Below are 11,749 nucleotides of genomic sequence, written 5' to 3'. Positions count from 1 at the left end.
TTCCTTATTCGGCGGCGACCGGCGCGTTCGTGGCGGGCACGAGCGGGCGGTCCTTCGCAGGGTCGTAGGGAGCGGTGGACATCGGCGCCTCGACGCGGATCTTACCGCGAATGGTCATCCAGATGTTCCAGACCATGATCAGCGAGCCGGCGAGGTAGAACAGACCACCGATCACGCGGATGAGGTAATAGGGCTTCATCGCGGCGACGACTTCGGCGAAGGCATAGACGAGATAGCCGTCCTCGCCGTATTCGCGCCACATCAGCCCCTGGGTGATCCCGGCCACCCACAATGCCGAGGCGTAGAGCACGATCCCCAGCGTCGCGAGCCAGAAGTGCCAGTTGACCATGCGCAGCGAATAGAGCCGCTCGCGTCCCCACAGCCGCGGCGCCATATAGTAGAGCGCGCCGAAGGTGATCATCCCGTTCCAGCCGAGCGCGCCGCTGTGCACGTGCCCGATCGTCCACTCGGTATAATGGCTCAGCGAGTTGACGCTCTTGATCGAGAGCATCGGCCCCTCGAAGGTCGCCATGCCGTAAAAGGCGAGCGCAAACACCATCATGCGGATGATCGGATCGGTGCGGATCTTGTCCCACGCGCCGTTGAGCGTCATCAGCCCGTTGATCATGCCGCCCCAGCTCGGCATCCACAGCATGATCGAGAAGACCATCCCCAGCGTCTGCGCCCAATCGGGCAGCGCGGTGTAGTGAAGGTGGTGCGGGCCGGCCCAGATATAGAGGAAGATCAGCGACCAGAAATGGAGGATCGACAGCCGATAGCTGTAGATCGGCCGCTCGGCCTGCTTGGGCACGAAGTAATACATCATCGCCAGGAAGCCGGCGGTGAGGAAGAAGCCGACGGCGTTATGCCCGTACCACCACTGAGTCAGCGCATCCTGGACGCCGGAAAAGGCCGAATAGGATTTGGAGCTGAGCAGCCCGACCGGCATCGCCAGATTGTTGACGATGTGGAGCATCGCGATCGTCAGGATGAACGACAGATAGAACCAGTTGGCGACGTAGATATGCGGTTCGGCGCGGCGGATCACGGTGCCGGCGAAGACGACCAGGTAGGACACCCAGACGATCGTCAGCCAAATGTCGATATACCATTCGGGCTCGGCATATTCCTTCGACTGGGTGATGCCGAGGACATAGCCGGTCGCCGCCAGCACGATGAACAGCTGGTATCCCCAGAACACGAAGCGGGCGAGCGCGGGAAAGGCGAGCCGCGCGCGGCAGGTGCGCTGGACGACATAGAAGCTCGAGCAGATCAGGGCATTGCCCCCGAACGCAAAGATCACCGCCGAGGTGTGCAGCGGCCGGATGCGCCCGAAGTTCAGATATTCGCCGAGGTTGAGCGGGGGGAAGACCAGCTGGGTGGCGATCACCACGCCGACGAGGAAGCCGACCACGCCCCAGAACAGCGTAGCGATCACGCCCCAGCGGATGACGTCGTCATAATAGCGCGAGCCCGCGCCTTCGTCCGCGGGATTGAGCGCAGCGGTGACGTTCAGCCCACGCATCGCGATGAAGCCCGCGGCGATCGCGGCGAGCGCGAAAATACTCATGTGGATGGCGAAACCGGCATCGGCGGTTGCTGCCGCCGCGAGCAGCGCGACGATACCGAGCAGCAACCAGCCCCCGGCGCTGGTCACGACATTATCCATGGATGACATGCCTCGTTGAATAGGAGGGGGCGATGCGAGCCGACTCGGCGAGAATTGCCGCTGGGCCTCGGGACCGCCAGCCGAGCAGACGAAACGGATCGCTGCGTTGGCCAAGAGAAACTGACAACCGCCCTGCCCCGCGCATGACGGTTTTGGCACGCAGCCGCTGCCACATGGCCGAAACGCGCGTAGTCGCGACCAAAAGTGCGAAAATCGCAGCAAATCCGCCGATCGGCATAGGTCCCACCCACGCGCTGACGAAACAGGATTGTCCGCCAGGTCGACGGCTCATCGCACCTTGCGAGCGTACTGGATTTGTCCAAGATCAAAGAGTCGTCGGACATCTCAGCGGAACGCGTATTTCCGAGGATGAACGCAGGAACGGGGCGCGGTGCATCCGATGCGCCCTCGATGACCGATTGCCCGCACGTCGCAGTGCACCATTAGTTCCGCTCAGTTGCGAGTAGAAATTTCCCACTATGGGAACGCTGAGGGGCAACTGCTCATTGTCTAAATCCTAACTTTGCTTTACGCAGTTGCACTATGTCCGCAGAAACCCTCACGCCGATCGCCACCGAACTTGGCACCGAACGCCGGATCGCGATCTTTGTCGCGCTATCGCTGGTGGTGGTTTCGCTGGTCTTCAGAAACGAACGAGCACTTCTGCTCGGGCCAGGCGCCCCGGCGGATCGCGGCGCGAGCGCGTTCACCGCGGTTGTGGCGCCGCCCGCCGTCAGCGGCCCCTCGGGTCGCCCCTTTGCCGGCTTCGTCGCCAGTGCGCGTCCGCCGCGCGCAGGCGCCGGCGCGGTCCGCACCCCGGGAATCGGCGGCGTGCTGCCGAGCCCGCGCGTGGCGCCCGCACCCGGAGCAGCTTCGGGCAACGCCTCCGGCGCACCGCTTGCAGTGTTGCCGGTCGAGACCGCAGCCAATGGCGGCAGCCGCAGCTATACCCCGCAGGTCGCCAGCTTCATCGGCCTTCCCGGTGGCGTGATCTTCGGTTCGGGTGGCGGCACCACGCCGACGACTCCGACCGATCCCACCACGCCGACGACGCCGACGGACCCGACCACGCCGACGAATCCGACCAATCCCACGGATCCGACGACGCCCACCAATCCGACGAACCCGACCGATCCGGGCACGCCGACCAACCCGACCGATCCGACCACGCCGACGGACCCGACTACGCCGACCAATCCCGATCCGGGCCCCGGCGCGGTTCCCGAGCCTGCCAGCTGGGCGCTTATGATCCTGGGCATCGGCATGGTTGGCGCATCGCTGCGGCGTCGGCGCATCACCGTCTCCGCGACCGGGGAACTGGCCACGGCCTGAGCCCTTCGGCTCCTAGGCCGTGGACTCATAATGGCGGCCTGTCGGCTACCGCCCAAAGTCGGCCATTCGGCATCGCCGTGGCGTGTCCCGATAGCAGACGGTGGTTCAGCTTCAGAACCAATGGCAGCTAACGCGTCTTTCTTCGCCGTTAGAACCCTGCCGCGTTTCCCGCTTGCAGACGTCCGTTCGAGTTTTCTACGTACGAGTTGGAGGCACGGCCGTCACTCTAGAAGTGTTCAGAGCAGCCCAACTGTGATCTTGAAGCATCAGCAAACCCTTCTGAACTCACGCGAAGCAGTCAGAGATCGAACAACCTCACGAAGCGGTCGGCCGCCCTTGAATGCGCCGAGCTGCTGCAGGTAGAGATCACTGACGACCCAGACCCCATTACAGACCATCGGGACCGGGAGATCGCGTCGCAGATCGGGCAAGATTAGGCTGATACGGGAAACGAGCATCGCACCGTTCTGTCCGGTCGTCCCCGGATTGATAGGCACCAGCGTTGCATTCCAAACCCTCACCGGGGCGGTTGCCGCCGGCATCGATGACCCAATAGCCCCGGACATCGCTTCCATATTCCACTTGAAGAGGAGGCACGTCTCGTCGCAGCGGCGCGCCCGCGCCAGAAGGCTGCACTACCACTCTTGAAGGGTAGCCTGGCCTGTTGATGACGAAGCCCTTGGTGCAAATCGAGATGTCAGCGCAACCGGAAGCCCGCAGGGCGGCCATCGTTCGGTTCGTCAAGCGCACTTTAATAGTACGCAAATTTTCATAGCCGCAGTTGCGTACGCATTCCGCTGTCGGACCCGGTTCGACGCGCCCCAAGCTGCAAGCGATCTCCATCGCTGCCGGTCGCGATGCGATAATGGTGGCATCCATTACCCATCCGGCTTGCGCCGGCGTAGTGCACGCCCTCCCGACGGCCTCGCCAATCTCCGGAATGTACGTCACGCGCGCCGGGTCGGCGGGTAGCGCCAACTCTTGCGTACTCCATGCGATGGCAAACGCTAGCATTGCGCTTCTTCGGCGGGCGGATCGGACGAAACCGGCATCGAAGTAAGGGATCGGACCGCTTTCCTGCGCCGGTCGAACATTCATCCGCACGCAGTTTCTCCCGCCGTCCGAAGAAATGCTACGGCCCCTTTCGATCAATCTCAACCCAAAGCTGCCGGACCACTTCCCACCCAATCTCGGACATTGCTGCCCTGACGCCGAAAGCGGTCGTTTATCGGTGCACGACTAGTCGAGCCGATCTTCGCCGATCACCATGCGATTGCCATCGAGGGTGATCGGCCCGAGCTTGCTCAGCACGCTCTGCCCCAATAGCGACACCTTGAGCCCGCCGGCGGGGACCGCGGCGGGCACGCCATCGAATGCACGGCCGCCGACTTCGAGGGTTTCGGCCTGTGCCCAGGACATCGCCGACGAGCCCGACGCCGTCTGCAGCGCGCCTGCCGCCTCGCCTTCCTCAGCCTTCAAACTGGCCCGTGCCGCGTCCTCGGCAGTGAGGATCAGCGCAGTCGCGCCGGTATCGATCAGGAAGCGGACGCGCGTGTCGTTGACGCGGCCATCGATATAGAAAAGCCCGTCGGGCGCGCGCTCGAGCACGATCCGGCCGCGCTCGCGCAGCGGCGTGGGATCGGGAACCGGATCGGCGATCGCCACCGAGGCCGAGGCGACCGTCGGCGACGCGGCCTGCGCCTGCGGCTGCCCCGACGCCACCATCAGCGCGGTGCCTGCTGCCATCATCGCAGCCAGCCAGAGGAGACGTTCGTCGACCATGACAGCCGATTTCGCACGTCGCCCTAAAAATACGGCAAAGGCCTATAGTTAAGATTCAGCCAATGGCGTGCGGCGTACCGCTGCGCCGTGTGCGGCCGAGGCGGCGCAGGCGCCATTTCTGCAGCCCTGCGGCAAGGCTGAGGATCAGCGCCACCAGCGCACATTGGGCCGCTCCCCAGAAATAGGGGAGCCGCAGCGCAAACACCTCGGTGTATACAACGTAGTGCGGATCAGCGACTTCATAGCCGGCATCGGTGAACAAGCTGACGATATCGCCGCGCAGGCCATTGCGACGCAGCGCGCCGGTGATCTCCTCCGCCTTGGGCGCGCCCGGCGCGTTGCTGGTCTGGACGAAATAGCGCAGCTTGCTGCCCTTTTCGCCCTTGCCCATCACCGGCGCGAAACGCGATCCCCAGCCGGCGAGCGGCGTGTCTGCGCCCATCACCGCGATGCGATCGTAGAGAACCGTGCCCGAAAGCGTCACCGGACCATTGTCGTGCACGACCAGATCGCCGCTGCGCGCCTCGAGGCGCACCGGGGTTCCCGAGCCGAGCGAGAGCGTGAAGGCATAACCGAGCAGCACGATCGCTGCGATCGCCGAAATCCCGGCCAGGGTAGTGAGGAACCAGATGAACAGCCGCCCCTGGTCCAGCGGCGTCGCCGCCTTGCGCTCGCGCTGGGCGCGCTGCGACAGGACATAGAGCACCGGCAAGCCGAGCAGGACGACGAACAGGAACAGCGAGCCGAGCGGGAAATAGCCGCCGAGATGGGCGAACTGCCATTCGGCGAACCGCGCAACCAACCCGGCATAAACCGCGGTCTGCCAGATGAAGAACAGCGCGACGATCACCAGCCAGCCGAGCAGCAACCGACTGACGCTGATCGCGCGCGTGGAGCGCGCCGCTGCAGGCTCGGTGGTTTCGGTCATCAAGCTCTTCCCCTGTGTGCGATGGTTACCGCAATTGCTAACAACAGCACATCCGACGTCAAAACGCCATGGGCTCTAACGCGCGGCCGGCCCGAAGCCTTCGCGATAGCGAATCTGGACGGCGTTGCGCTGCTTTGCGACAAGCGCCTCGAGCCGGCGGGCGAGCCGCTCGCGCCGGATGATCGCATCGGCCACCTTGAGCGCCTGCTCCCCTGTGATCGGCACCGCCGCGCGCGCCTGCACGGCGGCGAAGCGCGGCGGCGAACCCTGGAGCAACGCGACGGGCGCGGTACCGGCGGCGAGCAACGCGGCGGCGTCGGCGGCGGGCAATTGTGCCGAATCGGCACGGATGCTGCGCCGCTGGAACGGCAAGCCGCGCGCCGCCAGGGCGCGCGCGGCATCGTCCCCCGTCGCCGGCTGCCCGATCGCCCGCAAGGCATCCGCGCCGCCTTGCGGCACGATCTCGTCGAGCGTGAGCACCTGGCGCCCGGCAAACATCCACGGCCGCGTGGCGACATAATCGGCGATCTCCGGCGCACTGGGCGCGGGCACCTGCGCGGCGACCTGATCGTTGAGCATGTCGATCAATATGTCGCCGCGGGCACGCCGGATCGCGGCGAGATATTCGGGCGACAGATCGAGTTCGCGCGCGTGCGCCGCCCGCAGCAGCAAGGTCCGCTCGACCAACCGATCGAGCGCCGCCCCGGGCGCGTCGTCGCGCGCGCCGAGTTGCGCCGCCGCGGCGAGCTCGCCCTGGAGATCGCGCTTGGTGATCGCCTCGCCGCCGACCGACGCGAGCACCTGCCCCTTGGGTGCGGGCTGCTGGTCGCATGCTGCAAGCAGCAGCAACGCCGCGCAGGTGGCAATGGCGCGCGGTTGGGCTAAGCAGGCGCGCAGCGAATAGGGGAAAGCTCTGTGCATGGCGTCTATGATTGGGTGACCGTCCTGCTGTTTGGCGCGATCGCCACGCTGTTTCTCCAGCGCTCGGTCGGCCGCGCGGTGGCCGGCGACCGCGTGCTCGCCTATCTGCCGCCCGCGCTCGGCTGCGCAATCGCCAACTATCTCGGCAATAGCGGCTGGCATCTGCCCGCGCTGCTCCTGCTCGCGGCGACGATCGCCTATATCCTGGTGCGGCTGCGGCCGTGGATCCGTGGCTAGCTGGGTCATGCTTTTCTTCCGAGCAAGAGCTGGCGTCCCGGCCCGGCGAGCGCATCGACCAGCAGCGCATTGAACTGCACGAGCGTGTCGATGGCAAAGGCCCTGGGCTGCGCGGGGGTCGACAGGCGGACCAGCACGCCATCGGGCAATTGCCGCATCAGCCCGCCGCGCAGGATCTCGATCCGGCTCTGCCAGTCGCTATCGGGAAAGAGCCCGCCGATGCGCGTCCAGTACAGCACCTGCTCGCGCCGCCCGGGCCGCTCGGCCGACAGCGTCGCCGCGGCGATCGTCGCGCCGCCGATCGCGAGCGGGAGCCGTTCAGTCTCGCCGATCGCCCAGCCCGAGGCCGGATAGCAGGTTTCCGGACGATGGAGCTGGAGGCCATAATCCTGAGTGCTGCCATAAGCGATGACCAGCGTCACTGGCGGCTTGCCGGGCGCGACATAGCCGCGCGCCAGATAGCGATCGTAGAGGCGCTTGCTCAGATCGTCGCGCGGGGGAAGCACGGCGGCAAAGCCAGGCGCGGAGTGATAGTCGCCCAGGCGCATCGGCACCGAGGCGTCGAGCCGCTCCTGGCTGATTGCCGCGAGCGGTGCCACCGGGCGCGCCAGGGCGGCCGCCGCGGCACCGCCCGCGAGCAGCCCGCCGACCACGAAGGCGCGGCGATCGACATCAGCCATGCGCAGTCCTCCGAATGCGCCGGGGCAGCGCCCAATCGAGCGCGACGAGCAGCGCGAGCGCGAGCGCGAACATCAGGAATCCCGCGGCGGGATGCGCCGCCGTCTCCAGCACCGGCGCGCCATAGAAATGGACCAGCACGAGCAGGAGCAGCACGCGGGCGAAATTGGCGAAGATGGCGAGCGGCACGATGGCGAGCGCCAGGACCAGGCTTTCCTGCCACGGTCGGCGTCGCTGCCAGAAGATATAGAACAGCCCGATCGCGGTGAGGCTGAAGATCGAATTGAGCCCCGAACAGGCGGCTTCGACATAGAGCTCGAACTGATCGATATAGAGCTGGCTGCCGCTATAGGCGACGTCCCAGCCCAGCGCCGCCAGCGACCGTACCGACCAGCTGGCTACGCCTGCCTTGAGCGCGCCGGTGAGCGCGAACTCGACGCTATAAGGAAGCGGCACCAGGCACAGCAGATAGACAAGCGGAAAGGCGAGCCTGCGCAGCACGGCATATCCGGCGCAGCCATAGAGCGCCGCGACGATGCCGAGCCACGCCGCCAGGCACGCCACCGACAGCATGCCGACCATCCGCGCCATCACATAAAGCGCAATCGCGGCGACCAGCCCGCCGAGCGTCCAGCCGATCGCGCCGGGCGCGGCGAGCTGGCGCGCGCGCGTATATTCGAACCATAGCGCCCAGATTCCGGTCAGCAGGATGATCGGCCCCTGCGCCCCTTGCGGCGTCGCCCAATAGAGCGTGGCCAGCCCGGACAGCGCCGGCGCGAGCCACGCCGCGCCGCCGATCGCCAGCACCACCAGCGCCGCGCGCGATAGCCGCGGCGCGTGCGGCAACGCCATCGGAAGCGCAGCCTCCGATCCCAGCGATGCGTGATGCACGACCCCTACCCCCATTACGCTCCTCTTAACCCATTCCAGGGGCACGGCAATGCGCGCGTGCTGGACAGCGCCACACCGCTCCCCCACACGGATGACCATGAAGCGCACCACTCGCATTCTCATCGGGACCGCCGCGGCCGCGCTTGTCGCCGTCGCAGCGCTGTCGGCGCAGATCGGCCGCACGGTGAAGAGCGGACCGCCCGCCGGGCTCGACCTCGTGCCGAGCTTCGCCGAGGAATTCGACGGCCCGGCAATCGACACCAGCCGCTGGATCTTCGGCTTTTACGATCCCCGGCGCGAGCAGCCGACGATTGCCAAGCGCAATCTCTGGGGCAATCGCGAGCGCCAGGTCTATTTCGACAAGGCCTTCCTGGGCCTCGGCGTCGATCCATTCCGCCTCAAGGACGGGGTGCTGACGATAGAGGCGGCGCCGCTCTCCGACCAGGCCGTCGGCGCGGTCCAGCGCGCGATCGCCGCCGAGCCAGCCAATGTCCGCGACACGCCGATTCGCGGCGTCCGCTACAGTTCCGGGCTGATCTCGACGCGGGGCCGCTTTGCCCAGACGTTCGGATATTTCGAGATTCGCGCGCGCTGGTCGGGCGGCAAGGGTATCTGGCCGGCCTTCTGGCTGCTTCCCGCCAGCGGCAAATGGCCGCCCGAGATCGACATTCTCGAAGCGCATGGCGACAAGCCGCGAACCGCCTATCACAGCATTCATTCGAAGGCAGTGAAGGATACGACCAAGACCGCTACGATCGACGGATCGGGCCAGGACTTCCACCTCTATGGCGCGCTGTGGACACCGCGGACGATCGATTATTATATCGACGGCGTGAAGACCGCGACGCTGCCGACGCCCCCGGACATGCACCAGCCGATGTATCTGCTGGCCAATCTCGCGATCGGCGGGAGCTGGCCAGGCTATCCCGACGCGGAGACGCCGTTCCCGGCGACGATGGAGATCGACTATATCCGCGCCTGGCGCTTCAAGGACGCGAAGCCGGTGCCCCCGCCGCGCCGCTGAGCCAGCGGCGGAAATCGGCGGTGGCGGCCTCGGCGCCAAAATGCCGCCGCGCCGCGGCCAGCGCCTCGCCCGCCAGCGCCGCCCGGCGCCCCGCATCGCGCTGAAGCAGACCGATCGCGCGAACGAAACTCTCGGCATCGTCCGCCTGGATCACGGCGTCTGCCACCAGCGTCTCGACCCCTTGCAGCGTTACGGCCGTGACCACGCTCGCCTTGCCGTGAGCGAGCGCCTCGACCAGCTTGATCTTGAGCCCCGAGCCATGGAGCAGCGGCGAGACGACGATCCCTGCCTGACGGTATAGCGCGGCAAGATCGTCGACCAGGCCGAGAAGCTCGACGCCATCGGGGGCGCTCGCGATCGCCGACCCCACCGTGCCAGCCACGAGCAGGCGACTGCCCGGCGCGGCGGCGCGCACTGCCGGCCACACCGCGTCGACGAACCACTGCAGACCATGGACATTGGGCGCGGTGTTGCTGCCAACGAAAAGGAGAATGTCGGCCTCGCCCGGCTGCGGCTCGGCAACCGATGCAATCGCCATCGGCACCAGCACCGGCAGGGTTCCGCCAACATGGTCTGCGACGAACTGCGCCTCGGTCGCCTGTATCGCAAGCACCGCGTCGGCGCGGCCGAGCAAGTCGATCTCGCTCGCCCGATCGAGCGCGGCGACGCTATCCCCCTGCCCCTTGTCGAACTGGCCGGCGCGCGCGCTGAACAAATCATGCATCACGATCGCGCTGCGGACCGACGGATCGAGCAGATAGGGCAGCGCCTCGGCCTGGAAGACATAGTCGGCGATCGCGACTTGCCCCACCCCGCGGCCATGCCGAGCGACGAAGAGCAGATCTTCGGGCTCCCACGGAGCGGCAATCGCATAGGGTGCCTTGCGATCGGCCACCCAGGCGCCGGTCGCGCCCAACCGCCGCAACAGCCGTGCCGCGATGCCTCGTACAGCGCCCGCGAAGATCGCCGGGCTTGTCGCGACGAGCGTGCCGCCCAGCCGCCGGCCGCCGCGCACCTGAATCGTCTCGAAAACGCTCATCTCGGGCCGGAGGCGGAAAAACGGGATGCGGCCGAACAGCACCGGCGAGGGCTGGACCAGATGCGGCACCAGTCCCGCATCGCGCACCGCACGGGCGATGCCGAGCAGATAGGCCGAGCTGCCATTGGTCGCCCCCATGAGCCGCTGGCGGCTGACGAAGAGCACCGCCTTGGGATCGGCAGCGCGGCCCCCGCGCTCGGGAAGGAGGCGTGCGCGCGCCCTGCCCAGGATCGCGGCGATCGGCTGGCGCAGCAGCAGCAGCGCGCCCGGCGTGTTCAAGGCAGCGCGCACCGCGCCCCCGGCATCGCGCCGCTTCAGTGCATCGACGAACCAGGCAAATCCCCAGGACCGCCGCAGCGCGCCATATTTGCCGCGCCACGCCGATTGCACTTCAGGGCCGTGGCCGGCAAGCAGCGCACCCTGGCGGTCTCCCGCGGCGAGCATCTTGTCGGCATTGGCCGGCGACAGGCGATGCGAGATCGAGCTGCCATGCTTGCGATAGAAATACATCGGCCGCGGCAAGAGCCGATACCGCGCGCCGCCCGCCAGCGCGCGGAGCACGAGATCGTCATCTTCGGCGATCCGCAGCCGGGCGTCGTACCGCAGCCCGGCGGTCTTGAGGAACTCGGCCCGGAACATCGGCTTGAGGAAACCGAGATTGGGGCGGCGACCATACATCCGGGTCTCATCGAGATAGGCCGGCAGCGCGATCCATTGGGCGTCGCCGCGGCGGCCGGCATCGAGATGCGTCGCGACCGCTTCGTAACGGTCCTGGTCGAACACCAGCAGATCGTCGGCGATCATCGACGCGTCGCTGCGCTCCGCCTCCTCGACCAGCCGGCGCGAACGATCGGGGTGGAGCAGATCATCGCTGTCGAGCACCGCCAGCCAGCGGCCCCCTGCGTGCTCGATCGCCAGATTGCGGGCAGCCCCAGGCCCGCCATTTTCCGGCATCTGGAACGCCCGCACGCGCGCGTCCTCCGCCGCCAGACGCTCGGCCAGTTCCCAGCTGCCATCGGTCGAGCGATCGTCGACGATCAGGATCTCGACCGTGACCCCACGCTGAGCGAGCGCGCTTGCCACGGCATCGCGCAGGAACCGCTCGCCATTGAAATTGGCGATCGCGAAGCTGATCAACGGCCCGTCCACTTGTCCCCCGCGGCATGGTTGGCGAAGTCCCCGCCTAGGGCAGCCCGCTGGCAGGTGGCAACCGCTTCGATTCCCGAAATTGTGCACCGCACCATGGGT

Annotated in this window: 10 protein-coding genes; 3 read left to right on the top strand and 7 right to left on the bottom strand. The window is 66.8% G+C overall.

The window, feature by feature from the left end; all coding sequences use genetic code 11:
• Window positions 1-4: 4 nt before the first annotated feature.
• Window positions 5-1,669, bottom strand: coding sequence for a cytochrome-c oxidase, cbb3-type subunit I (gene ccoN, locus AB2M62_RS06200; RefSeq protein ID WP_404339831.1), 1,665 nt, complete (start codon window positions 1,667-1,669; stop codon window positions 5-7).
• 543 nt (window positions 1,670-2,212) lie between these two features.
• Between ccoN and AB2M62_RS06195 the strand changes: the two genes are divergently transcribed.
• Window positions 2,213-3,001: a PEPxxWA-CTERM sorting domain-containing protein gene (locus AB2M62_RS06195; protein WP_404338528.1), complete on the top strand. Its 789-nt coding sequence runs from the start codon at window positions 2,213-2,215 to the stop codon at window positions 2,999-3,001.
• A 1,239-nt stretch (window positions 3,002-4,240) separates the two neighbouring features.
• Here the strand turns inward: AB2M62_RS06195 and AB2M62_RS06190 are convergent.
• From AB2M62_RS06190 to AB2M62_RS06180, 3 genes are all read right to left on the bottom strand, one after another.
• On the bottom strand, window positions 4,241-4,783 hold the full coding sequence (locus AB2M62_RS06190; RefSeq protein WP_404338526.1) for a TIGR02281 family clan AA aspartic protease: 543 nt from the start codon (window positions 4,781-4,783) through the stop codon (window positions 4,241-4,243).
• Window positions 4,784-4,838: 55 nt separating this feature from the next.
• The gene (locus tag AB2M62_RS06185; protein ID WP_404338524.1) at window positions 4,839-5,711 is read right to left on the bottom strand and encodes a hypothetical protein; all 873 of its coding nucleotides are present in this window, start codon (window positions 5,709-5,711) and stop codon (window positions 4,839-4,841) included.
• 75 nt (window positions 5,712-5,786) lie between these two features.
• Complete coding sequence (locus AB2M62_RS06180; RefSeq protein ID WP_404338522.1) at window positions 5,787-6,632, bottom strand: hypothetical protein; 846 nt, start codon at window positions 6,630-6,632, stop codon at window positions 5,787-5,789.
• On the opposite strand from AB2M62_RS06180, the gene AB2M62_RS06175 reads away from it, so the two are divergent.
• Entirely contained in the window at window positions 6,627-6,869 is a 243-nt protein-coding gene (locus tag AB2M62_RS06175; RefSeq protein WP_404338520.1) for an XrtV sorting system accessory protein, read from the top strand. The genes AB2M62_RS06180 and AB2M62_RS06175 overlap by 6 nt on opposite strands.
• A gap of 5 nt (window positions 6,870-6,874) precedes the next feature.
• Here the strand turns inward: AB2M62_RS06175 and AB2M62_RS06170 are convergent, their stop codons facing one another.
• Together AB2M62_RS06170 and AB2M62_RS06165 are read right to left on the bottom strand one after the other, a co-directional pair.
• A complete protein-coding gene (locus tag AB2M62_RS06170) occupies window positions 6,875-7,549 on the bottom strand; it encodes an exosortase C-terminal domain/associated protein EpsI (RefSeq protein ID WP_404338518.1) in 675 nt (224 codons plus the stop codon).
• Window positions 7,542-8,453, bottom strand: a complete 912-nt coding sequence (locus tag AB2M62_RS06165) for an archaeosortase/exosortase family protein (protein WP_404338516.1) — start codon at window positions 8,451-8,453, stop codon at window positions 7,542-7,544. Before AB2M62_RS06165 ends, AB2M62_RS06170 begins: the two co-directional genes overlap by 8 nt.
• An 82-nt stretch (window positions 8,454-8,535) precedes the next feature.
• Here AB2M62_RS06165 and AB2M62_RS06160 point away from each other — a divergent pair, with 82 nt between their 5' ends.
• Entirely contained in the window at window positions 8,536-9,462 is a 927-nt protein-coding gene (locus AB2M62_RS06160) for a glycoside hydrolase family 16 protein (protein WP_404338514.1), read from the top strand.
• Here AB2M62_RS06160 and AB2M62_RS06155 read toward each other — a convergent pair.
• Window positions 9,425-11,650 carry a glycosyltransferase gene (locus AB2M62_RS06155; RefSeq protein WP_404338512.1) on the bottom strand — a complete coding sequence of 742 codons (2,226 nt, stop codon included), beginning with the start codon at window positions 11,648-11,650 and terminating at the stop codon, window positions 9,425-9,427. The genes AB2M62_RS06160 and AB2M62_RS06155 overlap by 38 nt on opposite strands.
• Window positions 11,651-11,749 lie beyond the last annotated feature (99 nt).

Origin of the sequence: Sphingomonas sp. MMS12-HWE2-04 (assembly GCF_044881185.1) — a bacterium.
Classification (GTDB): Bacteria; Pseudomonadota; Alphaproteobacteria; order Sphingomonadales; family Sphingomonadaceae; genus Sphingomonas.
This window is presented reverse-complemented; position numbering and strand designations above follow the sequence as displayed.